The following is a 20,908-nucleotide window of genomic DNA, read 5'->3' on the forward strand; positions in this document are numbered from 1 at the left end:
TGCTTACGCCCCTTGCCAGAACGTTCCTGGCCCCGTGGTGACGGTAGGCAGAAATGGTTTACGAACGGTTCACCATGTTCATTAACTGGCTTGCGAGCCTGGAAAGCAGCGCCTATCAACCCTTTGCAGCAGAGGAGCAGGACATGGCCGGGCTTTATCTCCAGGAGTTCGTCGTCGGCCACGTCTTCCAGCACACGCTGCGCAAGACCGTCACCGAAAGCGACAACATGCTGTTTTCGGTGATGACGCTGAACCCGCAACCGCTGCATATCGACTTCGACTTCGCCGCCAAGAGCGAATGGGGCAGGCCGCTGGTCAACTCGCTGTTCACGCTCGGCTTGATGATCGGCATCTCGGTCAACGACATCACCGTCGGCACCACTGTCGCCAATCTCGGCATGAAGGAAACCGTGTTTCCGCACCCGGTATTTCATGGCGACACCATCCGCGTCGAAACAACGGTGATTTCGGTGCGCGAATCCAGGTCGAAACCCGATCGCGGCATCGTCGAATTCGAGCATCGCGCCTATAATCAGCATGGCGACCTCGTCGCCAAATGCACGAGACAGGCGATGATGCTGAAGAAGGCGGCCTGATGCGTTCGCTGCTGTTCGTTCCCGGCGATTCCGAACGGAAGCTCGAAAGGGGTTTTGGCGCCGGCGCTGACGTGGTCATCGTCGATCTCGAGGATTCCGTCGCGCCGCAGAACAAGGCGCCGGCGCGCGAGATCGCGGCGCGCTTCATCCTTGAACGCAGGGGGCAAACCAACTCGGCGATCTATGTCAGGGTCAACGATCTATCGACCGGACTGACGGATGACGATCTGGCGGCGCTCGTCGCAGCGAGGCCCGACGGCATCATGCTGCCCAAGTCGAACAGCGGCCAGGATGTGCAGCAGCTCGCGGCCAAGCTCAGGGTCCGGGAGGCCGAGAACGATCTGTCCGACGGTTCGATAAAAATCCTGCCGATCATCACCGAAACGCCGGCGGGTGTGCTGGCGGCGGCGACCTATGCGGGGACAAGCGCGCGGCTTGCTGGTCTCACCTGGGGCGCGGAAGACCTGTCGGCCGCGATCGGCGCGCGTGCGGCCCGCGACGATCACGGCCGCTACACCGATCTCTTCCGTCACGCCCGCCTGACGACCATCCTCGCGGCGGGGGCTGCGGAGGTCGCCGCGATCGACACCGTGTTTCCGAATTTTCGCGATATGGCGGCCTTCGCCGCGGAATGCGCCGAGGCCGAGCGTGACGGCTTCACCGGCAAGATGGCGATCCATCCCGATCAGGTGCCCGTTATCAACGCCGCATTCACGCCCTCGGCCGAGGCGGTGAGACAGTCGGCGGCCATCGTCGCGGCGTTCGAGGCAGCCGGAAATCCTGGCGTCGTCGGCATCGACGGCAAGATGTTCGACCGCCCGCATCTACGCCTGGCCGAACGGCTTCTGGCACGCGCGAGGGCGGCCGGGACATCCGTCTGACAGCTATTTTTTTTCCCAGCGCGGCCGGCGCATCGAAAAGACCTCGTTGACGCTGGCATAGTCCATGTAGCCGAGACGAGCGACATTGCCGGCCTTGGTGATGTCGAACAGGCCGTCTTTCAGGAAAGCATCGTCGATATGCACGCCGATCACCTCACCGGCGACGACGACGGCGCTCGTCGGCGATCCGTCCAGCGCCTTTGGGCGAAACACTTCCGTCACCCGGCATTCGAGCGCCGCGGGTGCCGCCGCCACGCGCGGCGGCCTGACGAGACGCGAGGGCGCCATGGCGAGATCGGCATAGACGAATTCGTTGACGCCACGCGGCGCGTCGACGGACGTGTAATTCATCTTCTCAGCAAGGTCGCGGCCGACCAGATTGGCAACGAACTCGCTGCTTTCCACGGCGAAAGAGGCACTGTCCTTCTCGCCCTCGGAGGAGAACCAGACGATAAAGGGCCGCGTCGAGACCGCGTTGAAGAAAGAGTAGGGTGCGAGGTTGATCTCGCCTGCCCCGTTCAGCGTCGATATCCAGCCGATCGGGCGCGGCGCCACGATGGCCTTCGAAGGATCATGCGGCAGTCCGTGCCCTTTGGATGGCTCGTAGAACATTCAGCCCGCCCAAGGCCCTGAATAGTCAGCATAGAGCTTTGCCGAATCGGGCCGTGGCCGCTCCGGCGCCGGACCGGCAAAGGAACCCATATGGATAAAACCGACAACGCGCTCCTGCGGCGCCAGTCCAAGAATCGCCCTGCCCTCCGGCACGTCGGAATACCAGTTGCTGATCATGTTCGTGCCATAGCCCAGCGCATTGGCCGCGATCATCAGGTTCATCGCTGCCATGCCTCCGGACAGGAACATCTCCCATTGGGGGATTTTTGGGTTCTCCCTGGGAATTGACACGACACCGATCACCAGCGGTGCGCGCGAGAACCGCGCCAGTTCCTGGTTGCGACGGCCCTCGGGCAGCGGACCTTCGCGCTGCTCGGCCAAGGCCGCCAGCTTTTTGCCGATCTCGATGCGGGCTTCGCCGCGATAGAGGATGAAGCGCCAAGGTTCGAGCCGCCCATGGTCGGGCACGCGCGAGGCGGCGGCAATCATTGTCGCGATATCGGCGTCGCTGGGCGCCGGCTCCTTGAGGTCGGGGATAGGCGCTGAATTTCGGGTCAGCAGGAAGTCGATGATCGGCGACGCCATGGGCGCAAGTCTCCTGGCACTCTGTTTTGAGCTGAAGCGCACCATCGGGAATTCGGGCGGCTCGGGCAAAGGCGCGCTAGCGCCGGGCTGAAGAGTCACGCACCGGACTCTTAAGCCTTGAAATTGCCACCGCCATGGGCTTCAACGCAAGGTATGTTTGAGGGGCGACTGCGTCTTTTCCTGATCCGGCTCTGCGCCGCGCTGTTCCTGCTGCCGGTCTCCATGGCTGTCGCGCAGGAAAAGGACGGTGTCAGCGACCTGAAACTTCCCGGAATTTCGAGCTATGCGACGCCGAAGAACGAGACTCCACTGGCGCTTGGCGGCGGTGGCGCCATCACCCTGTCGGCCCAGTTGACCAACAAAGGCACCGACATCACCCGCGGCCTCGTCTGGCGTGTCTTCAAGCCTGAAGCCGTCAACGGCAAATTGCCGATGGTCGCCTCCGCGCATGGCGGCAGCGCCGTCTTCCAGCTCGAACCCGGCAGTTATCTGGTTCACGCCTCCTACGGTCGCGCCGGCGCGACCAAGCGCATCACCGTCGGCAAGGAAGCCAAGCGAGAAAGCCTGGTGCTTGATGCCGGCGGCCTGAAGCTCGACGCGGTTCTGTCCGGCGGCGTGCGCATTCCGCCGAAAAAACTGCGCTTCTCGATCTATGAGGGCACCGCCGACGCCAATGGCGATCGCGCGCTAGTCATTCCCGATGTCGAACCCAACAGCGTCGTGCGGCTCAATGCGGGCATCTACCACGTCGTCTCGACCTATGGCGCGGTCAACGCCGTCATCCGATCCGACATCCGTGTCGAGGCCGGCAAGCTGACCGAAGCCACCGTCGAGCATCACGCCGCCGAAATCACCATGAAGCTGGTGCGCGAGGCGGGTGGCGAAGCGATCGCTGACACCTCCTGGTCGCTGCTCAACGAATCCGGTGATCCGATCAAGGAAACCGTCGGCGCCTTCGCCTCGATGGTGCTGGCCGAAGGCGACTACACCATCATCGCCAAGAATCGCGACCGGATCTACCAGAAGGATTTCACGGTCGTTGGCGGGCAGAACCAGGAGATCGAGGTTCTCGCTACCGAAGCAGCGGCCATGGATCCGGAAGAAGGCGCGGACTAAAGCAATTCCAGCAAAAGTGCGAAGCGGTTTTGCGTCCGGAATTGCGTAAAAGCAAAGAGATAGAGCATTGGAGGCGATCTCGTTTTCGCCGGAGATGCTCCTTCAGGCAGCCAGCTTGGTCCGCGCCGGAAGGAACGGGATGCGACGGCGCGGCAGGGCCGGAGCCAAGTCGAACACACCGCGATAAAGCCGGTCGAGCAACGCCTTGCGATCGCGCAACGGCTCCAGTTCGCTCCAGCTGAGTACATTGCCGACGCGCACCTCGATCGCCTTGCCGGACAGCCGTGCGAATTCACGGATGAGCAGCGAGGTACGCAAGGTCAGCGAGGCCTTGCCGACGAATTTAGCCACACGCCCGTCGCGCTCGGCCATGTTCATCGGACCGCTGACCAAATGGAAAAGCCTGCCGTTCTGGCCGGAGAAATGCATGGGAATGACCGACGCCTTGGCTTCCTGGACGAGACGGGCCGGAAACATCTTCCATGGCAGATCGCGCGCGCGGCCAAAACCCTTGGGCGCGGTGGCGACGCCGCCAGCCGGAAACACAACGATGGTGACGCCCTCCTTCAGCAGCCGCACCGCTTCATGGCGCACCGCCATGTTGTTCTTCACCGCGTCCTTGGTCTCGGAAAAGTCGATCGGCAGCGAATAAGGCTCCATCTCGCGAATCCTGAGCAGATCCTTGTGGATCATCACTCGAAAGGGTCGCCCGAGTTGCTCTGCCAGTGACAGCACCGCGATGCCGTCGCCGATGCCGAAGGGATGGTTGGCAACGATCACCAGCGGCGTGTCGGGCAATTGCGCTGGCGGCCATTGGTCGGGGCTTCGCACGCCCACATCGATGAGGTCCAGCATGCGGCTGAACACACGCTCACCGGTCGGCACAACCTGATGGCGCCAGAATTCATAGAGCGCGGCGAACCGGTCGCGGCCCGAAAGGCCTTCCACCGAATGAATGAACCAGCGCGCCAGAGCCGGCTGGTGCGGATTGGCGTAAGAAAGCTCGGGGAACGGTCGTTCGCGCGATTTCAGCTTGAGCATAAGGACTCGTTACAATGTTGCCGTGACAGGGATATGAAAACGGCGGTGGATCGCTCCACCGCCATTCGATCGAGAACACTTCGAATCAAGCAGCGCGCTTGCGTCGGCGGTCGGGTGTGATCGCTTCTTCGGTCAGCCGTTCGATTGCTTCGGCAAGGCCAAGCGATTCCTGGTCTCGCGAACCGAGCCGGCGGATATTGACCGTCTGCTCCTCCGCCTCGCGTTTGCCGCAGACGAGGATGACCGGCACCTTGGCCAGGCTGTGCTCACGGACCTTGTAGTTGATCTTCTCGTTGCGCAGATCGGCTTCCGCCAACAGCCCTGCGGCCTTCAGCTTCGCGACGACCTCGGTCGCGTAACTGTCGGCGTCCGAAGTGATCGTCGCCACCACCACCTGCAGCGGCGCGAACCACAGCGGGAAATGGCCGGAATAGTTCTCGATCAGGATGCCGAGGAAACGCTCCATCGAACCGCAGATCGCGCGGTGCACCATGACAGGCTGCTTCTTCTCCGAATCCGAGCCGATGTAGAATGCGCCAAAACGTTCCGGCAGGTTGAAGTCGACCTGCGTCGTGCCGCATTGCCATTCGCGGCCGATCGCATCCTTCAGCACATACTCGAACTTCGGCCCGTAGAAGGCGCCCTCGCCCGGGTTGATCGAGGTCTTGATGCGGTTGCCGGAGCGCGTCTTGATGGTCTCCAGCACGCTGCCCATGATCGCCTCGGCATGATCCCAGGCCTCGTCGGTGCCGACACGCTTTTCCGGCCGCGTCGACAATTTGACGCTGATTTCGTCGAAACCGAAATCGGCATAAGTCGACAGGATCAGGTCGTTGATGCGCAAGCACTCGGAAGCCAGCTGTTCCTCGGTGCAGAAGATATGCGCATCGTCCTGCGTGAAGCCGCGCACGCGCATCAGCCCGTGCAGCGCGCCCGACGGTTCATAGCGATGCACATTGCCGAATTCCGCAAGCTTTACGGGCAGGTCGCGATAGGATTTCAGCCCATGCTTGAAAATCTGCACGTGACCGGGGCAGTTCATCGGTTTCAGCGCGAAGACGCGGTCATCGTCGGTTTCATCGCCTGCGACCGTCACCTTGAACATGGCGTCCCGGTACCAGCCCCAGTGGCCCGATGTCTCCCACAGGCTCTTGTCGAGCACCTGGGGTGCATTGACCTCCTGATAGCCCTGTTCGTCGAGCCGGCGGCGCATGTAGTTGACCAGGTTCTGGAACATCTTCCAGCCCTTGGCGTGCCAGAAGACGACGCCCGGCCCCTCTTCCTGGAAATGGAACAGGTCCATTTCGCGGCCAAGCTTGCGGTGGTCGCGCTTCTCGGCCTCCTCCAGCATCATCTGGTAGGCTTCGAGCTGCGCCTGGTCGGCCCAGGCCGTGCCATAGATGCGCGTCAGCATCGGATTGTTCGAGTCGCCGCGCCAATAGGCGCCGGCCACCTTCATCAGCTTGAAGGCGTTGCCGATCTGCCCGGTCGAGGCCATATGCGGACCCCGGCAAAGATCGAACCAGTCGCCCTGCGCATAGATCTTGAGATCCTGATCCTCGGGAATAGCGTCGATCAGTTCGAGCTTGTAGCGTTCGCCCTTGTCGGCGAAGACCTTTTTTGCCCTGTCGCGCGACCAGACCTCTTTGGTGAACGGCTTATTGCGCGCGATGATCTCGCGCATCTTCTTCTCGATCACCGGGAAATCGTCCGGGGTGAACGGCTCGTTGCGGGCAAAGTCGTAATAGAATCCGTTCTCGATCACCGGCCCGATGGTTACCTGCGTTCCCGGCCATATCTCCTGAACGGCTTCCGCCAGCACGTGCGCGGTGTCGTGACGGATGAGTTCCAGCGCACGCGGGTCTTCGCGGGTGATGATCTCGACCTTGCCGGATTTGCCCAGGGGATCACTGAGGTCGCGCACGGTGCCGTCGATGGCATAGGCCACGGCCTTCTTGGCCAGCGACTTCGAGATCGACTCGGCAAGCCCGGCACCGGTCATCGCTGCGTCGTAGTCGCGCACGGAGCCGTCGGGAAATGTCAGGGAAACGGAATTCAGCATAGTATCTCCTATCCAGTCCCGCAAACGAGCGCGGGTGGTAAAAATGCAGATATCAGCGGTTCGGGAGCTGCGACCTGCCAGGGTGCCGGAGGCGTCCGGCGGCGGCAGTCTTTTATGAGCAGAAGCCGCCGCCGTAAAGCCCGGCTCACTAAATCAGCTGCGGCAGTTCCTTCAGGAATGCGGCCCGTGTCGCCAACCCCTTCGGCATGTCGGTCCGCTTCGTATCGACGACGAGCCGGGCGAACACGATCTGGCGGCCGTCTTTCCGCGCCCAGCCGACAAACCATCCGAGCGAGCGCTTGTCCTTACCGCCCTCGCCGAGCCGGGTGCTGCCGGTCTTGCCCTGAACGACCCAATCGCCGGCCTTAAAACTCGGGATGATGGCCCGTGTCATGTCATGCGCCTTGGCCGATACCGGCATCGTGCCGGCGAGCAGTTGCCGCAGGAAGGCAACCTGTTCAACCGGCGTGATCTTGAGCGAAGAGTTGACCCAGGAATGGGTGAGCCCGTCATTCTTGCCGGGATCGCCCGAAACGTCAGTGTTGCCGTAGTTGAACTTCGATACGTAGCCGGCAAATTTCTCAGCTCCGAGCCGACGCGTAATCTCCCGAGAATACCAGATGATGGAATCGCGTTCCCATATCACCGGATCGACGGTCTTCCGATCCCGCTTCACCGCGTTGAATTCGGGTTTATAGTCCCAGCTTGGCGTGTGCTCGTCGCCCAGTATGCCGGCGTCGTAGCCGATCAGCGAAAGCGGCACCTTGAACGTCGAAGCCGGGCTGAAGCGCTGGTCACACACCCCTTCCTGGTAAAGCGTCTTGCCGGTTGCGGCATCGGCGATCAGCGTGCACTGCACATCCCTGAGCGGCGCTGACTGCGCGCGCATCGGAAATCCCAGCAGCCAGGCGAGCAGGAACAGGACTCCGGCAAAGATGAAAGGAAGACGGTCGACGTTGCGCATGGGATGCTCGCTCCAGGAGGGGTTCGCGAGCGGGCTTAGCGATGTCTCTTGTCTCGATTTTGTCTCAAATGCGCAGTTGTCGTGCAGGCTTGCGTTAACCCTACCGGATCGTAAACGGGCGCGGCGCGACCAACGCTCTCATCCCTCACGCTTCGCCGCGCTTGCGGCCGATCCGCCAATATCGCCATGGCAAGAACCAGACGTAGCGGGACGCCAGCACCTCCGGCACGAGGTCGATGCCGTGCGTGCCGAATGGGCCGCAGCGCAGCACGCGGAACAACCCCATCCAGCCGCCGGCCCACAGGCCATGGCGGGCGATCGCCTCATGCGCGTATTCCGAACAGGTCGGCAGATGCCGGCAGGAATTGCCGACAAAGCCGGACAGCGTCAGCTGGTAAAGCCGCACGAGCGACGTGCCGAGCAAGCGGCCGGGCGTCTTGCGCCACGGGCCGGGCCAGTTGCGGCCGCGCCTCGACGCTCCGGCTGTATGCGCATGCCCGTGCTGGTCGCCCACTGCGATCTCCGCGTTTCCAGGTGATAGATGTGAGCTTCCGCCGAAGAACGCAATCCCGCTCGCCCTGCCTCACGGGTGGTAACGGCGAAATGGGTGCCGGTCGGCCGGAGGTGCCCACCAGCCAGAGGGAGATCGCGGCCGCCAGCGGCGTTTCCGACGGCACCATCAAGACGCAATTAGCGACGATCTTCGACAAGACGGGAACGGGCGACCAGCGGGAGCTTGAACTGCTGATACGCGAGTTGTCGCCACCGCTGCGCTCGCGCTGACCCTGGCCTTCATCCATCCCGCTTGCGGTTCCCCGAGCCTACTCCTCGGTCGGCATATGCAGGTACATCGACTGGATGCCGACCCTGCCTGGGCCGGTGAAGCGGTTGACGATGAAATTCATATTGGCACCGAAGAAGCCGCTCGACAGCCGATCGATCTTGGTTTCCATCCTGACCGAGGCATCCTTGAACAGCCAGCCGCCGGGTTCGATGTCTATGGTTTCGCCTGGAGCGAGCGTCTTTTCAAACACGTTGCCATAGCCGTGCAGCCAGACGATGCCGTCACCGGTGTCGCCGCGAAACCGGTCGATAAAGAAGCCGCTTTGGCCGAACAGCATCGTCGCCAGGCCGCGTACGCGCTCGAACGTGTAGTCGACGTTGCCGGTGGCGGCCAGAAACTGGTGCTCGCGCACCTGGATCTCCTCGCCTCGCCGCAAGTGAATAGGCACGATGTGACCCGGCCCGTCACGGCTGAACGCGATGATGCCCGCTCCCGAGGCCTCGGTAACGAAGATCTGCATGCCGGCCATCATGCGCTTCAGCGCACCCTTCAGCGATTTCAGGCCGATGGTGATCGTGGAATTTTTCCACAGCAGGATATGGTGCTCGAAATAGACGGGCGTCCGCGTCACGTCGACGGAAAGCACAGGCACCAGTTCGCCCGCTATGTGATAGGTGACGCCACCAAAGGTTTCGTCCGACACCTCGGTCGGCATCAGTTCCGGCAGACTTGGCATGGCTCCCCCAAAGCCGTCCTGCGCGCCGGTTTATTCCGGCTTCGCGCGGGTCGGCCTAAGGAGCTTTGGTGCCGGACGTCAGGGCCGTCAAACGAAAACAGACCCCGGGTCGTGCGCTCGCGCGAAGGTGATCACGTGCTCAGGCGGCAAGTACCCGTTCATAGATCAGCGCCGGGATGGCCGAGCCGGCGGAGCCGCAATTCTCGGTGCGGCCGGCCTGGACGAAGCCATTGGCCTGATAGAAGGCAACGGCGCGGGTGTTCTTCTCTTCCACTTCGAGCTGAATCCGGTGGGCCTCCGGAAAGCTCTCGATGATTTCATCGAGGAGCATGCCGCCAATGCCTCGGCCCTGCAGCGAGGGAAGCACATAGAGCTGCCTGAGCATGACCACACCGCCGTCGCCGACGGCTTCGGCAAACGCCATGCCGCCAATACGCTTGCCGTCATCGGCAACGAGGAACTCGCTGCTCGGCTTACCCAGCCTCGCCTTCAACGAGGCGATGGAGTGCCATTCATTGGTGATCTCGGTGACCCGCTCGGCACCGTAAATCGCGTCATAGGTGGCATGCCAGGTCTCGACCAGCAACGCCCGTACGGCTGCGAGGTCGCGATCTCCGGCGGTGCGGACGAACATACCTTTACTCGATACCCAGCTTGGCCTTGACGAGATCGTTGACAGCCTGCGGATTGGCCTTGCCGCCGGTCGCCTTCATCACCTGGCCGACGAACCAGCCGGCCATCGTCGGCTTGGCGCGTGCCTGTTCGACCTTGTCGGGATTGGCCGCGATCACTTCGTCGACCGCCTTCTCGATGGCTCCGGTGTCGGTGACCTGCTTCATGCCGCGGGTCTCGACCAGTTGGCGCGGATCGCCGCCCTCGTTCCAGACGATCTCGAACACGTCCTTGGCGATCTTGCCGGAGATGGTGCCCTCCTTGATCAGGTCGATCACCGCACCGAGCTGGTCAGGCGAAACCGGAGCGGATTCAATGTCCTTGCCGGCCTTGTTGAGAGCGCCCAGCAGATCGTTGATGACCCAGTTGGCGGCGAGCTTGCCGTCGCGCCCGGCCGCCACCTTCTCGAAATAATCGGCGATCGGCTTTTCCGACACCAGGATCGCTGCGTCGTAGGTCGAGAGGCCAAGCGAGGAGATCAGCCGCATTTTCTTGTCATCGGGCAGTTCCGGCAATTCCTTGGCCAGTGCATCGACATAGGCCTGGTCGAATTCCAGCGGCAGAAGATCGGGATCGGGGAAATAGCGATAGTCGTGCGCCTCTTCCTTGGAGCGCATCGAGCGCGTCTCACCCTTGACGGCATCGAACAGCCGCGTTTCCTGATCGATCTTGCCGCCGTCCTCAAGGATAGCGATCTGCCGGCGCGCCTCATAGTCGATGGCCTGGCCAATAAAGCGGATCGAATTCATGTTCTTGATTTCGCAGCGGGTGCCGAATTCGCCACCTGGCCGGCGCACCGAGACGTTGACGTCGGCGCGCAGCGAGCCTTCGTCCATGTTGCCGTCGCAGGTGCCGAGATAGCGCATGATGGTCCGCAGCTTGGTCACATAGGCCTTTGCCTCGTCGCCGGAGCGCAGGTCGGGTTTCGATACGATCTCCATCAACGCCACGCCGGAGCGGTTGAGGTCGACATAGGACATGGTCGGATGCTGGTCGTGGATCGACTTGCCGGCATCCTGCTCCAGGTGCAGGCGCTCGATGCCGACCTCGATGTCCTCGAACTCGCCCTGGCGGTCGGGACCGACCGAGACGATGACCGTGCCCTCGCCGACGATCGGCTGTTTGAACTGCGAGATCTGGTAGCCTTGCGGCAGGTCCGGATAGAAATAATTCTTCCGGTCGAAAACCGACTTGTGGTTGATCGCCGCCTTCAGCCCCAGACCGGTGCGAATCGCCTGCTTGACGCACTCCTCGTTGATGACAGGCAGCATGCCGGGCATGGCCGCATCGACCAGGCTGACATTGGCATTGGGCGCGGCACCGAAGGCGGTCGAGGCACCGGAGAAGAGCTTTGCCTCCGAGATAACTTGTGCGTGCACCTCGAGACCGATGATGATTTCCCAGTCACCGGTGGCGCCGGAGATCAGACGTTTTGCATCAGGGGTGCGAGTGTCGATAAGGGACATGACTGCCTACAGATTTGAACTTCGGAATATGCACATAACGCATATTTTTGGTGTGGAACTTCGCTAGTGCAAACTGTCTTGCGAGACAAGCGCAAAGCCGCAGTCTGGCCTTCCCGGCCGTTTTCCCCTATAGGACGCTCATCCCAATGGAGAGTGGATGTCCACTTACGCTCAGTCCCGGTAGGGCCCTGACCTCGTAGCGAGGCAGGGCAGAAAACTTGAAACCCCGTGCCGCGAAGCTTCGCGGCGGCGGCATTTTTTGTTTTCCCGGAAACTCTCTCATGGATATTTCGCGCACTGAACAGCGCATCCTGCACCTGCTCGCGCAGGGCGGACGCATTGAAATCGAAAAGAACGACAGGAAAAGGATCGCTTCCGTCAAATGCCTGACCCGCGACGGCTGGCATTATCCCGATGTCGATCTCGACCTGTTTCGAAAATTGAAACGCAAGAAGGCGGTTTCGTCCTCTGGGGGCGGGCCTTACCGCATCACAAGGCGCGGGCTCGCACTCGTCCGCTCCGAGCTCGACAACAGGCAGTCTTGGTGCCGCCGGCCAGCATTTCGGCCGGCGGTTCCCATCACCGCTCAGGCGGTGGCGATGTAGGCCCGGATTTCCGCGGCCTCGCGCTCGACGTCCTCGATGCGGCGCTTAACCACGTCGCCGATGGACACGATGCCGTCCAGCAAGCCGTCCTTTTCCACCGGCAGATGGCGGAAACGACCCCTGGTCATGATCTCCATCACCTCGTTGACGGTGTGGTTTTCATTGCATATCTTCACCTTCGGCGTCATGGCCGAACGCACGGGGATATCGAGCGCGGCGCCGCCTTCCCTGGCAACCACGCGCACGATGTCGCGTTCCGACAGGATGCCGACGATCTTGCGATCGCCATTGGTGATGACCAGCGCCCCGATCCTGTGCTCGGAGAGGATTCGGATGGCTTCGCTCAGTTTTTCGTTCGGCCCGAGCGTCAATACGTCATGGCCTTTTTGCTCGAGAATGGCCTTAACCGTCATGGCGTCCTCCTCTATTTTGCCAACCGGTTCCTGCCCTGACCGGCTTTCACATAAGAGTGAACATCGTGCGCCGTGATCGGTTGCATTTCAAGTCCGGTCGGAGGTCTCCCAGTCAGGCGCTTGCCGTCCCCTGTCGAACCGGCGCAGGCCGAAAAAGCCCGCGAGAAAGCCGCCAATATGCGCCTCCCAGGCGATCTGGCCGTCGATGCCCGGCGCGAATCCGAGAAGGCCGGTGGCGAGATTGATGATCATCCACATGGCCAGGAAAATGACGACGCCGCGCGAACGCAGCACGATCGCGACCGGCAGCACCGGGCCGGCGAAACCAGCCTTGCCGGCCGACCGGTCGGTGCGGAAACCAAAACGCGCCGCAGCCCCCATCATACCCGATATGGCGCCCGATGCGCCGACCAGCGGCGCTTCTCCATAGGGATGCATCGCCCAGAAGAGCGCCACCGAAGCCAGTCCGGTGACGGCAAAAAACAACGCGAACCGGAGCGCGCCGAGACGATTGGCCAGCGGCGAGCCAAAAGCGGCGAGCCAGACCATGTTGATGGCGATATGGGCAAAGCCGCCATGCATGAAGGCGTAACTGAAAGGCCGGGTGAAAAGGAACCAGTCGAAGCCATATTGGCCGGTATAGAGGACCGGAATGAAAGCCCCGTCATACAGCAGCGTCATCTGCTGGGCGTCGTTCAGCACATATTGCTGCAGCAGATAGACGATCGCGCAGATGCCGATCACCGCCAGCACGATCGGCGGCAGGTTGAACACCGGCTCACGCGCCGGTGGCGGCATGGTCTCGGCCGTTTCGGGCTCGGACGGATATTGCGGTTCGCTCATCTGCAATCGCACTCGATACTGGTTCGGCCTGGGCTGGTTCGGTTTGGCCTGGTTCGGTCTGGCCAGCATCTAGATCACCGTCGATGGAACCGCAAACGGCGAATCGTCCCGCTCCGAATCAGGGACGCGAATCAAAAAAGAAGCCGTCCAGGGTTTCCCCTGGACGGCCGGTCGAGCCCCCTGCTCCCCTAAAACTCTTGACTGAAGTGCTGCCGATCGTCGCGAAACGACCGCTTCTGGAGTGGCTTTTGTGTGCCACACGGCTTGCCAGGGCGCAACGTAAACCAATTGTTAACCTTAACGGCCCCGACCCGTGAACAAGTGTTAACGACGCTGGCACGCTTCCTGCTCCCCAACGCATGTAGGTCATCGGAGGCGCCCTTCTGTTCACCGATGGGACATCAGACGACAGAATGCGCGGAGCTTTTTAGTATGAACCAAAACGGATCGATCACGCTGTTCCACTATTGGAACCGCCTGCGTGACGGACGCCCCGCTCCGAAGCGATCGGAAGTCGAGCCGGCCGATATCAAGTCGCTGCTGGCCGATACGTTCATCCTGGAAAGGGACACGCGCGGGCAGCCGGTATTTCGTCTGGCCGGCACCAGGCTCTGCGCCTGCTACGGCCGCGAACTCAAGGGGTTCTCTTTCCCCTCGCTATGGCGCGAGAAGGATCAGCGGCTGGTTTCGCGGCTGATCCACGGGGTCTTCGACCAGAAATCCGTCGTGCTGATCAATTTCGAGGGCTTCAGCCGCAACGGCCGCTCCAACAAGTTCGAATTGCTCGCCTTGCCGCTCGATGGTGGCATTGAAAATCCGCGCTGCCTCGGCGTAATCAGCGCCGTTGAGAAGCCGTTCTGGCTGGGCGCCGATCCGATCACGGACGCCTTGATCGATTCCATACGCGTCATCGATCCGGAGAAAGAGCTGCTGAACAACCGCCCGGCGATCGACGTTCCCTCGCTCGTTCCCGACGAAATCGGGGCGCCTGACACGATCTCGGCGCTTGGCCGGGCGCGCCGCATTCGCCATCTCGTCGTCTTCGACGGCGGGCGCGAAGATAGTTGATGATCACACAGTCCCGCAGGCTCGTTTTTCCCCTTTGTTAACCCGCTTTGCTGTACTTCTCTGACGAAGTCCCTTGCATCGACGCGCGGGATGCCAAACGGGGTGTAGGCAGTCATGAGGTCAGCGGCGGTCGACTACGCGCCGTCCCAAGCTGAAAGGCGTAACTTTCAGCGCGTCCGGGTCAAGATATACGGACGATTCATGCTGGAGGACCGCACCGAGCACCCGTGCCAGGTCGTCGACATGTCGCCCGGCAACGTCGCGCTTCGCACCGACCGCATCGGCATGCCCGGCGAGAAAGTCATCGCCTATATCGACCATATCGGCCGCATCGAAGGTGTTTTGACACGCACGCTGCCGGACGGCTTCGCGATGACGGTGATTGCGTCCGACCGCAAGAAGGACAAGCTCGCGGCGCAGTTGACATGGCTTGCCAACAAACACGAGCTCGACCTGCCGGAAGACCGCCGCCACGAGCGCGTCTCGCCACGCAATCCGACCAGCGTGCTGCAGCTTACCGACGGCCGTCAGTATCAGTGCCGGATCATCGATCTGTCACTGTCCGGCGCCGCGATCGAGATCGACGTCAAACCGGCGATCGGCGTCCAGGTCATGCTCGGCACGATGCGCGGCCAGATCGTCCGGCATTTCGAAGACGGCGTCGCCATCGAATTCGCCGTCATCCAGCGCCCCGAAACGCTCGATTCCGAATTCAACACGCCGCGCGCCTGATCAGGCCGCAAAGCACGCCCATCAAGCCGGCCCTCGCGGCCGGCTTTTTGATTCCGGGTGCGGCGATCGATATATCCTCGGATGGCAGGTTCCATAGTTTCAGAAATGGTCCGCGCGAGGCTGAATTCGCAGAAAACCAGCCCAGCAATCCAAACAATTCAATACTCAAATGATTCAAATTTTATGCTTATTCTACTGGCGTTTTACTTAAAACCTACTTCGCGTTTTTGCGTCGAATAAATCCACATGTGGCAATGTCTCCTTCGAACGGGGAGACTGAATAATGAAAAAAGCGAGGGGCAAGCTGTTGCTGATGGCAATGGCGATGCAGCTTTCCGCCTGGGGATCAGCATATGCCGCGGGACCGGCCTATATGCATACCGGCGGACGCACCACGCAGCCTGTTGGCCATTATGAATTCTGCCAACGCATTCCTGGCGAATGCAACGAGAAGACCCCCAAGGGAGAGCCGGTCGACCTCACCCGGAAGCTATGGGCGACGATCGTCAGCATCAACAATTCGGTCAACACCCGCGTCAAGCCGCGCACCGACATGGAAAACTACGGTGTCGAGGAATACTGGGCCTACCCGGACAATGGCTATGGCGATTGCGAGGACTATGCGCTGGAAAAGCGCCGCGAGCTGATGGATATGGGCGTGCCGGCCGGCGACCTTTTGATGACGGTTGCGCGCCAGCCGAACGGCGACGGCCACGCGGTGCTGACCGTACGCACCAGCCTCGGCGAGTTCATCCTCGACAATCTGGAAACCAAGGTGCTGTCCTGGACGGACACCGACTACACCTATCTCAAGCGTCAATCGACGGAGAATTCCGGCGTTTGGGTGACGATCAACGACGGCCGTTCCGACGCGGTCGCCAGCGTCCGCTGAGGACGCCAACAAGGTCAGGCGCGTTGCACGACGCGCTCAACAAGAAACCCGGTCGAGTCCCCACCCTCCCCGTCCCCAACGACCGGGTCAAAGGAGCCGGCCCCGTCCCCGGGCCGGCTCCGCCATTTCTGGAGGAAGCTGCTAAAACTGACCCGATGACACGTGGTGCATCACGCTGCCCCTGCCTTTCCACGCGCAACAGATCGATGCACAATCGGCCGTTTCGTTTCCTGGATCACTGCCGATGCTGGAAATCCCGGAAGATCGATGCGAGCGCCACCGGCTGTTCAAGGCAATCGACGATGCCTTCAAGGCTGGCGACTTCGAGGCTCTCGGCACCGCCCTGGGCGGCTCGGAGGGGTGGTTCGACGAGCACATGCCGTTCGAGCTCGGTCTTGGCCATCCGCTGGAATACGCGATCTACTGGAGCCCTCTCGCCTTCGTCGCAATGCTGATCGAGGCCGGATCCAGCCCGAATTACGAAGATCACGCCGGATTTCCCTCCATTATCGCGGCGTTGTCCACCAAGCGCGCGAACAAGCTCGACATCATTCGGATCCTGATCGATCACGGCGCCGATCCGGACATGCGGGGCGTCAACGACTGGACGCCGCTCCACTACGCCGTCGCCACGCGCGACGCCGAGGCGATCCGCCTGCTTCTCGCCGGCGGCGCGGACCCTTCGTTAAGGACCCATATCGATGACTACACGACAGCCCTTGAAGAAGCAGAGATTGCAGGATTCGAGCTGGGCGCGTCGCTGCTGCGAGCAGCCATTGCCGAGCGCGTAGCGGGCAGCCGGGAACCATAAGCGCAACCGGTGGCCGAAGGCGTGCGTCGGCCGAGAGTTCAGACCTTCTTCAGCCCCGCCTTGAAGCGCCTGGCGTTGGCGACATAGTGCGCGGCCGAGGCCCGCAGCCGCTCGACCGCCGCGTCGTCCAGCACCCTGATCGCCTTGGCCGGCGAACCGACGATCAGCGAATTGTCCGGAAACTCCTTGCCTTCGGTGACCAGGGCGCCAGCGCCGACGAGCGAATTCTTGCCGATCCTGGCGCCGTTCAGCACGATGGCGCCCATGCCGATCAGGCTGTTGTCACCAATCGTGCAGCCATGAAGCATGGCGCGATGGCCAATCGTACAGCCCTGTCCGATGGTCAACGGAAAGCCGGGATCGGTGTGCATGACGGCATGTTCCTGCACATTGGTGTCGGCGCCGATGACGATGGGCTCGTTGTCGCCCCTGATAACGGCACCGAACCAGAAGCCCGCATTGCGGCCGATCCTGATGTCGCCAATCAGCGTGGCATCGGGCGCGATCCAGTTCGAGTCCGCGTCGGCGAAGCTCGGCTCCGTTCCATCGATCGCATAAAGCGGCATTGTCGGTCTCCGAATCGTCTCAGGCTGGAAACCCTAGGAGACGGACCGCCCATGAAGCAATGGCGAGCACGACAATGCCCAGCGCCAGGGACCAGGCAATAGCGGTGCAGCCGCACGACAAGAGCGCCGCTGTCGAAATGCGGTTCTGGCGCCGCGCATCAAGGGCATCGTTGACCAGCATGAACGGCCCGGCGCCGGCAGTGGCAGCCAGTGAGCGCAGCACATGCGAGGGCGACACATAGGGCTCGGTGAAGGCGACCTTGCGACCCGATATCAATTCCATTGTCGAACCGGTCAGCCCGCAAACCGTCAGGCCGACGACAAAAGCGAACAGCAAGAGTTCCATCTGGGCCACATTAACCCTCCATTTACCATGAAATCGCACAGTCGTTTCAGGACGGCAGCAAGAGCCGTGCCGTGCGATGTGTGCCGTCGAGGGACACCCGGATGGCGGACACCCGGATGGCGGACACGCGGATGCGGACAGGTGGTGGGACGAGGACCGAGATGAAGCAGGCAGCGATCGCCGACGGCCCAGAACTCACCGTGGTCGATTCCATGCTGATGAAGCGGGTGTTCTACGCGTTCGCCGCACTTGCCTTGCTGTCGATAGTCATCAGCCTTGGCGGCAAATGGTTCGGCCGTTCCATTGCCATGGCCGGCTACACCGACGACGCGACCGTGCGCGAGGTGGTGATCGGCAACAACATCATCACCGTGCCAGCCAATTTCATCCGGTTCGAGCAGGCCCGGCGCGACGGCATCGCCTCGCGCCTCGACCTCTATTTGCGCTATCCCCAGATGGACGGCTACAGCGAGGCGTCGCGCGATGATTTCAATCACGCCGGGGCCAACAGGAACATCATCTTCCTGTCCTTCGAGCAGCAGATGATGTCGCGCGACATGAGCGGCCGGTTCGGGCCGATCTACAGCGCGCTGATCGTCCAGCCCGGCATTCCAGGACCTGGCGGCACGACGGTCTACGGCTTCAATGAGAAATCAGGCTATCTGAACGAGGTGCTGGTCGTCGGCAAGCGTGGGGGCAAGGACCCCTTCGTGGCCCGCTGCCTCAGCGGGCCGAGCGCCGGCGAATCGCTGGCTCCTTGCGAGCGGGACATCCATGTCGGGGATGATCTAAGCCTTACCTATCGCTTCCCGAAGGAATTCCTTGGCGACTGGCAGACGCTCGATGCGGCGATCGCGGCCGAGGCGGGGCGAATCCTGAAGACCGGACATTGACGGGCTGAAAGCGGCCCGGCCGCGCTCGACGCGGCCTGCCGTGGCATTGCTGGCTCAGGCCAGGTCGATGTCCAGGATCGCCATCGAGAAATTATAGTCGCCATCGTCCTCGTCCTTGAAGACGATGCCGAGGAATTCGTCACCGACATAGACTTCGGCCGAATCTTCCTTGCGCGGCCGTGCCTTGACCTCAAGTTTGGGGTTCTGGAAGACGCGCTTGAAATAGGCGTCCAGCTTTCTGATTTCGTCCGGCTTCAACAGTCTTCTCCGATCATCGGCTTGCTCGTTTGAACGGCGCTTCTGGCACGTCGACAATGGCGATGTAAAGGCAAGCCGGCCTTATTGCACCGGAAGCGGCAGCACCACCGGGCAAATCGCAATCATGCGGGGCAACTGCCAGCAAATCAGATATCGAAACTGATCACATGGTCCATCTTCTGCGACGGCAGAAGCTGGTCCATCTGGCGCGAAGGCTGGTCGCAACCGGTCTCGCCGACCACACGGGCCGGCACGCCGGCAACCGTCTTGTTGTGCGGCACAGGCGACAGCACCACCGATCCGGCGGCAATCTTGGAGCAATGGCCGACCTCGATGTTGCCGAGAATCTTGGCGCCGGCGCCAATCAGCACGCCATAGCGGATCTTGGGATGGCGGTCGCCACCGGCCTTGCCGGTACCGCCCAGCGTCACGCCGTGCAGGATGGACACATCGTCCTCGATCACCGCGGTCTCGCCGACGACGAGGCCGGTGGCGTGATCGATGAAGATACCCTTGCCGATGCGCGCGGCCGGATTGATATCGGTCTGGAAGACCGCGGACGAACGGCTCTGCAGGTAGAGAGCGAAATCCTTGCGGCCGTGGTTCCACAGCCAATGCGCCAGCCGATGGGTCTGGATGGCGTGAAAGCCCTTGAAATAGAGCACCGGCATGATGAACCGGTCGCAAGCCGGGTCGCGGTCATAATAGGCCTGGATGTCGACGCGCACCGTGGTTGGCCAGTCCTTGTCGTCGGCAAGCATCGACTTGAAGGTCTGGCGGATGAGATCGGAGCCGATATCCTGATGGGCAAGCCGCTCCGCGATCCTGTGGACGACAGCCTCTTCCAGGCTCTCCTGGTTGAGGATCGTCGAATAGAGGAACGCGGCCAAAAGCGGGTCGCGGTTGACCGCTTCCATCGCTTCGTCGCGGATCGAACGCCAGATCGGATCGACCGGCTGCAACGCGCTGTGGCGGGAAATGCTGATGCTGTTCATCGACGTCTCGTCCTGCGTCCTGCTAGTCTGCTGTCATCGGGGCCGCACATATAAGCCAGATCATAGCACGATTGAACTCAATTTTCCTTAGTGCTGTGTCAAATGGATTTGGTTCGCGGGAATTCAAGCAGCCATGGAAAACGAACCCTTGATCGACGACGTCCTGAAAACCGAACTTTCGGTCCTCTATCAGGCCACCGGCCGCCATTACCACAACCTCGCCCATATCGACGCGATGCTGGCGTTGGCCGGTGACTATCGAACGCTTCTGGACGACCCCGAAGCGGTCGAAGCGGCGATCTGGTTCCACGACGCCATCTACGACAGCAGGGCCAGGGACAATGAGGCGCAAAGTGCCGCCCTCGCCGAGCAAAAGCTCGCCGGCCGCATCGATGCCGGCCGCCTGGGCCGCATCAGCGCTATGATCCTCGCCACCGCCACACACCAGTTGCCGCTGTTCGACGACGCGGCGGCGATACGCGACGCCAGCCTGTTTCTCGACATGGATCTGTCGATCCTGGGTGCCGCGCCTGAGGCGTTCGACGCCTATGAACGCGCGGTCCGCCGCGAATATGGCTGGGTGGAGGAGCCGATGTGGCGTGCCGGCCGCGGTGCGGTGCTGAAGACCTTCCTTGCCCGACAGCATATTTTTCACACGCAGGAGTTCCGGCAGCGCTTCGAACCAGAAGCCAGACAAAATATCGCACGGTCCCTGCAGGCCTTGACCTAGGGCGTAGTGACGATTTAACTACCTGAGCCAGATAGCGATAGCGGCAAGTTTGACAAAGCCCATGAAGTTGGCNAGCAACTTGTCGTATCGTGTTGCGACGCGGCGGAACTGTTTGAGTTTGTTGAAGAAACGCTCGATGATGTTGCGCTCCTTGTAGAGATCAGCGTCGTAGGGACGCTGATGTTTTCGATTGCGCTTGGGCGGGATGACGACGTCGGCGCCTATTTCTGCGATCTTTTCA

Annotated in this window: 26 protein-coding genes and 1 pseudogene; 11 read left to right on the forward strand and 16 right to left on the reverse strand. The window is 61.7% G+C overall.

Annotated features, from left to right (window positions below):
• Positions 1 to 143 precede the first annotated feature (143 nt).
• Positions 144 to 596 carry a MaoC family dehydratase gene (locus M653_RS0120495; RefSeq protein WP_027145017.1) on the forward strand — a complete coding sequence of 151 codons (453 nt, stop codon included), beginning with the start codon at positions 144 to 146 and terminating at the stop codon, positions 594 to 596.
• Positions 596 to 1,477: a CoA ester lyase gene (locus tag M653_RS0120500; RefSeq protein WP_027145018.1), complete on the forward strand. Its 882-nt coding sequence runs from the start codon at positions 596 to 598 to the stop codon at positions 1,475 to 1,477. The genes M653_RS0120495 and M653_RS0120500 overlap by 1 nt, the downstream gene beginning before the upstream one ends.
• Before the next feature lie 3 nt (positions 1,478 to 1,480).
• Here the strand turns inward: M653_RS0120500 and M653_RS0120505 are convergent, their stop codons facing one another.
• Both M653_RS0120505 and M653_RS0120510 read right to left on the reverse strand, forming a co-directional pair.
• Entirely contained in the window at positions 1,481 to 2,089 is a 609-nt protein-coding gene (locus tag M653_RS0120505; RefSeq protein WP_027145019.1) for a flavin reductase family protein, read from the reverse strand.
• A complete protein-coding gene (locus tag M653_RS0120510; RefSeq protein ID WP_027145020.1) occupies positions 2,090 to 2,674 on the reverse strand; it encodes a nitroreductase in 585 nt (194 codons plus the stop codon). It abuts the gene before it with no gap.
• A 153-nt stretch (positions 2,675 to 2,827) separates the two neighbouring features.
• On the opposite strand from M653_RS0120510, the gene M653_RS0120520 reads away from it, so the two are divergent.
• A complete protein-coding gene (locus M653_RS0120520) occupies positions 2,828 to 3,790 on the forward strand; it encodes a hypothetical protein (RefSeq protein ID WP_027145021.1) in 963 nt (320 codons plus the stop codon).
• A gap of 102 nt (positions 3,791 to 3,892) precedes the next feature.
• On the opposite strand, the gene M653_RS0120525 is transcribed toward M653_RS0120520, so the two are convergent.
• The 4 genes from M653_RS0120525 to yidD all read right to left on the reverse strand — a co-directional run bounded on the left by M653_RS0120525 (position 3,893) and on the right by yidD (position 8,371).
• Positions 3,893 to 4,831, reverse strand: coding sequence for a GNAT family N-acetyltransferase (locus tag M653_RS0120525; protein WP_027145022.1), 939 nt, complete (start codon positions 4,829 to 4,831; stop codon positions 3,893 to 3,895).
• A gap of 85 nt (positions 4,832 to 4,916) precedes the next feature.
• Positions 4,917 to 6,893 (reverse strand): threonine--tRNA ligase, encoded by a 1,977-nt coding sequence (gene thrS / locus M653_RS0120530; protein WP_027145023.1) that lies wholly within the window; start codon positions 6,891 to 6,893, stop codon positions 4,917 to 4,919.
• Positions 6,894 to 7,041: 148 nt separating this feature from the next.
• Positions 7,042 to 7,857: a class D beta-lactamase gene (gene blaOXA / locus M653_RS0120535; protein ID WP_027145024.1), complete on the reverse strand. Its 816-nt coding sequence runs from the start codon at positions 7,855 to 7,857 to the stop codon at positions 7,042 to 7,044.
• A 145-nt stretch (positions 7,858 to 8,002) separates the two neighbouring features.
• Positions 8,003 to 8,371 carry a membrane protein insertion efficiency factor YidD gene (gene yidD, locus M653_RS0120540; protein ID WP_027145025.1) on the reverse strand — a complete coding sequence of 123 codons (369 nt, stop codon included), beginning with the start codon at positions 8,369 to 8,371 and terminating at the stop codon, positions 8,003 to 8,005.
• A gap of 110 nt (positions 8,372 to 8,481) precedes the next feature.
• On the opposite strand from yidD, the gene M653_RS0120545 reads away from it, so the two are divergent.
• The gene (locus tag M653_RS0120545; RefSeq protein ID WP_156938232.1) at positions 8,482 to 8,640 is read left to right on the forward strand and encodes a hypothetical protein; all 159 of its coding nucleotides are present in this window, start codon (positions 8,482 to 8,484) and stop codon (positions 8,638 to 8,640) included.
• A gap of 38 nt (positions 8,641 to 8,678) precedes the next feature.
• Here M653_RS0120545 and M653_RS0120550 read toward each other — a convergent pair whose 3' ends face one another.
• The 3 genes from M653_RS0120550 to gatB form a co-directional block, all read right to left on the reverse strand.
• Entirely contained in the window at positions 8,679 to 9,377 is a 699-nt protein-coding gene (locus tag M653_RS0120550; RefSeq protein WP_027145027.1) for an AIM24 family protein, read from the reverse strand.
• A 139-nt stretch (positions 9,378 to 9,516) separates the two neighbouring features.
• Positions 9,517 to 10,011 (reverse strand): GNAT family N-acetyltransferase, encoded by a 495-nt coding sequence (locus M653_RS0120555; protein WP_027145028.1) that lies wholly within the window; start codon positions 10,009 to 10,011, stop codon positions 9,517 to 9,519.
• A 4-nt stretch (positions 10,012 to 10,015) separates the two neighbouring features.
• Positions 10,016 to 11,515, reverse strand: coding sequence for an Asp-tRNA(Asn)/Glu-tRNA(Gln) amidotransferase subunit GatB (gene gatB / locus M653_RS0120560; RefSeq protein ID WP_027145029.1), 1,500 nt, complete (start codon positions 11,513 to 11,515; stop codon positions 10,016 to 10,018).
• Positions 11,516 to 11,796: 281 nt separating this feature from the next.
• Here gatB and M653_RS01000000133125 point away from each other — a divergent pair.
• Positions 11,797 to 12,051, forward strand: a pseudogene (locus M653_RS01000000133125) (YjhX family toxin); the annotation flags it as partial.
• 50 nt (positions 12,052 to 12,101) lie between these two features.
• Here the strand turns inward: M653_RS01000000133125 and M653_RS0120570 are convergent.
• The gene (locus M653_RS0120570; RefSeq protein ID WP_027145030.1) at positions 12,102 to 12,533 is read right to left on the reverse strand and encodes a CBS domain-containing protein; all 432 of its coding nucleotides are present in this window, start codon (positions 12,531 to 12,533) and stop codon (positions 12,102 to 12,104) included.
• A gap of 87 nt (positions 12,534 to 12,620) precedes the next feature.
• On the reverse strand, positions 12,621 to 13,376 hold the full coding sequence (locus tag M653_RS0120575; protein ID WP_027145031.1) for a rhomboid family intramembrane serine protease: 756 nt from the start codon (positions 13,374 to 13,376) through the stop codon (positions 12,621 to 12,623).
• Between the two features lie 432 nt (positions 13,377 to 13,808).
• Between M653_RS0120575 and M653_RS0120580 the strand changes: the two genes are divergently transcribed.
• The 4 genes from M653_RS0120580 to M653_RS0120595 all read left to right on the forward strand — a co-directional run bounded on the left by M653_RS0120580 (position 13,809) and on the right by M653_RS0120595 (position 16,879).
• Positions 13,809 to 14,444: a PAS domain-containing protein gene (locus tag M653_RS0120580; RefSeq protein WP_027145032.1), complete on the forward strand. Its 636-nt coding sequence runs from the start codon at positions 13,809 to 13,811 to the stop codon at positions 14,442 to 14,444.
• 114 nt (positions 14,445 to 14,558) lie between these two features.
• Positions 14,559 to 15,176, forward strand: coding sequence for a PilZ domain-containing protein (locus tag M653_RS0120585; RefSeq protein WP_015318053.1), 618 nt, complete (start codon positions 14,559 to 14,561; stop codon positions 15,174 to 15,176).
• Between the two features lie 283 nt (positions 15,177 to 15,459).
• Positions 15,460 to 16,068 carry a transglutaminase-like cysteine peptidase gene (locus M653_RS0120590; RefSeq protein ID WP_027145033.1) on the forward strand — a complete coding sequence of 203 codons (609 nt, stop codon included), beginning with the start codon at positions 15,460 to 15,462 and terminating at the stop codon, positions 16,066 to 16,068.
• Positions 16,069 to 16,312: 244 nt separating this feature from the next.
• On the forward strand, positions 16,313 to 16,879 hold the full coding sequence (locus M653_RS0120595) for an ankyrin repeat domain-containing protein (RefSeq protein ID WP_027145034.1): 567 nt from the start codon (positions 16,313 to 16,315) through the stop codon (positions 16,877 to 16,879).
• A 38-nt stretch (positions 16,880 to 16,917) separates the two neighbouring features.
• On the opposite strand, the gene M653_RS0120600 is transcribed toward M653_RS0120595, so the two are convergent.
• Both M653_RS0120600 and M653_RS0120605 read right to left on the reverse strand, forming a co-directional pair.
• Positions 16,918 to 17,445, reverse strand: a complete 528-nt coding sequence (locus tag M653_RS0120600) for a gamma carbonic anhydrase family protein (protein ID WP_027145035.1) — start codon at positions 17,443 to 17,445, stop codon at positions 16,918 to 16,920.
• 19 nt (positions 17,446 to 17,464) lie between these two features.
• The gene (locus tag M653_RS0120605) at positions 17,465 to 17,800 is read right to left on the reverse strand and encodes a hypothetical protein (RefSeq protein ID WP_027145036.1); all 336 of its coding nucleotides are present in this window, start codon (positions 17,798 to 17,800) and stop codon (positions 17,465 to 17,467) included.
• A gap of 152 nt (positions 17,801 to 17,952) precedes the next feature.
• Between M653_RS0120605 and M653_RS0120610 the strand changes: the two genes are divergently transcribed.
• Entirely contained in the window at positions 17,953 to 18,684 is a 732-nt protein-coding gene (locus tag M653_RS0120610; RefSeq protein ID WP_027145037.1) for a hypothetical protein, read from the forward strand.
• 54 nt (positions 18,685 to 18,738) lie between these two features.
• Here M653_RS0120610 and M653_RS0120615 read toward each other — a convergent pair whose 3' ends face one another.
• Positions 18,739 to 18,942, reverse strand: a complete 204-nt coding sequence (locus M653_RS0120615; protein WP_006200852.1) for a DUF3126 family protein — start codon at positions 18,940 to 18,942, stop codon at positions 18,739 to 18,741.
• A 146-nt stretch (positions 18,943 to 19,088) separates the two neighbouring features.
• Positions 19,089 to 19,937: a serine O-acetyltransferase gene (gene cysE / locus M653_RS0120620; protein WP_027145038.1), complete on the reverse strand. Its 849-nt coding sequence runs from the start codon at positions 19,935 to 19,937 to the stop codon at positions 19,089 to 19,091.
• Between the two features lie 133 nt (positions 19,938 to 20,070).
• Between cysE and M653_RS0120625 the strand changes: the two genes are divergently transcribed.
• Positions 20,071 to 20,667 (forward strand): hypothetical protein, encoded by a 597-nt coding sequence (locus M653_RS0120625; protein ID WP_027145039.1) that lies wholly within the window; start codon positions 20,071 to 20,073, stop codon positions 20,665 to 20,667.
• A gap of 18 nt (positions 20,668 to 20,685) precedes the next feature.
• Here the strand turns inward: M653_RS0120625 and M653_RS0120630 are convergent.
• Positions 20,686 to 20,908, reverse strand: a 223-nt coding sequence (locus M653_RS0120630) for an IS5/IS1182 family transposase (RefSeq protein ID WP_027145040.1), incomplete at its 5' end; no start/stop codon positions are given.

It is taken from the genome of Mesorhizobium sp. WSM3626, assembly GCF_000513935.1.
In the GTDB taxonomy this organism is placed as follows: domain Bacteria; phylum Pseudomonadota; class Alphaproteobacteria; order Rhizobiales; family Rhizobiaceae; genus Mesorhizobium; species Mesorhizobium salmacidum.

Bases quoted from the DNA above. Each gene is read 5' to 3' on its own strand.
- cysE (WP_027145038.1), bottom strand. From the start codon at position 19,937: ATGAACAGCATCAGCATTTCCCGCCACAGCGCGTTGCAGCCGGTCGAT.
- M653_RS0120500 (WP_027145018.1), top strand. From the start codon at position 596: ATGCGTTCGCTGCTGTTCGTTCCCGGCGATTCCGAACGGAAGCTCGAA.
- M653_RS0120520 (WP_027145021.1), top strand. From the start codon at position 2,828: ATGTTTGAGGGGCGACTGCGTCTTTTCCTGATCCGGCTCTGCGCCGCG.
- thrS (WP_027145023.1), bottom strand. From the start codon at position 6,893: ATGCTGAATTCCGTTTCCCTGACATTTCCCGACGGCTCCGTGCGCGAC.
- M653_RS0120550 (WP_027145027.1), bottom strand. From the start codon at position 9,377: ATGCCAAGTCTGCCGGAACTGATGCCGACCGAGGTGTCGGACGAAACC.
- M653_RS0120585 (WP_015318053.1), top strand. From the start codon at position 14,559: ATGAGGTCAGCGGCGGTCGACTACGCGCCGTCCCAAGCTGAAAGGCGT.
- blaOXA (WP_027145024.1), bottom strand. From the start codon at position 7,857: ATGCGCAACGTCGACCGTCTTCCTTTCATCTTTGCCGGAGTCCTGTTC.
- M653_RS0120580 (WP_027145032.1), top strand. From the start codon at position 13,809: ATGAACCAAAACGGATCGATCACGCTGTTCCACTATTGGAACCGCCTG.
- M653_RS0120575 (WP_027145031.1), bottom strand. From the start codon at position 13,376: ATGAGCGAACCGCAATATCCGTCCGAGCCCGAAACGGCCGAGACCATG.
- M653_RS0120505 (WP_027145019.1), bottom strand. From the start codon at position 2,089: ATGTTCTACGAGCCATCCAAAGGGCACGGACTGCCGCATGATCCTTCG.
- M653_RS0120555 (WP_027145028.1), bottom strand. From the start codon at position 10,011: ATGTTCGTCCGCACCGCCGGAGATCGCGACCTCGCAGCCGTACGGGCG.
- M653_RS0120590 (WP_027145033.1), top strand. From the start codon at position 15,460: ATGAAAAAAGCGAGGGGCAAGCTGTTGCTGATGGCAATGGCGATGCAG.
- M653_RS0120610 (WP_027145037.1), top strand. From the start codon at position 17,953: ATGAAGCAGGCAGCGATCGCCGACGGCCCAGAACTCACCGTGGTCGAT.
- M653_RS0120625 (WP_027145039.1), top strand. From the start codon at position 20,071: ATGGAAAACGAACCCTTGATCGACGACGTCCTGAAAACCGAACTTTCG.
- M653_RS0120510 (WP_027145020.1), bottom strand. From the start codon at position 2,674: ATGGCGTCGCCGATCATCGACTTCCTGCTGACCCGAAATTCAGCGCCT.
- M653_RS0120495 (WP_027145017.1), top strand. From the start codon at position 144: ATGGCCGGGCTTTATCTCCAGGAGTTCGTCGTCGGCCACGTCTTCCAG.
- M653_RS0120525 (WP_027145022.1), bottom strand. From the start codon at position 4,831: ATGCTCAAGCTGAAATCGCGCGAACGACCGTTCCCCGAGCTTTCTTAC.
- M653_RS0120595 (WP_027145034.1), top strand. From the start codon at position 16,313: ATGCTGGAAATCCCGGAAGATCGATGCGAGCGCCACCGGCTGTTCAAG.
- M653_RS0120570 (WP_027145030.1), bottom strand. From the start codon at position 12,533: ATGACGGTTAAGGCCATTCTCGAGCAAAAAGGCCATGACGTATTGACG.
- gatB (WP_027145029.1), bottom strand. From the start codon at position 11,515: ATGTCCCTTATCGACACTCGCACCCCTGATGCAAAACGTCTGATCTCC.
- M653_RS0120600 (WP_027145035.1), bottom strand. From the start codon at position 17,445: ATGCCGCTTTATGCGATCGATGGAACGGAGCCGAGCTTCGCCGACGCG.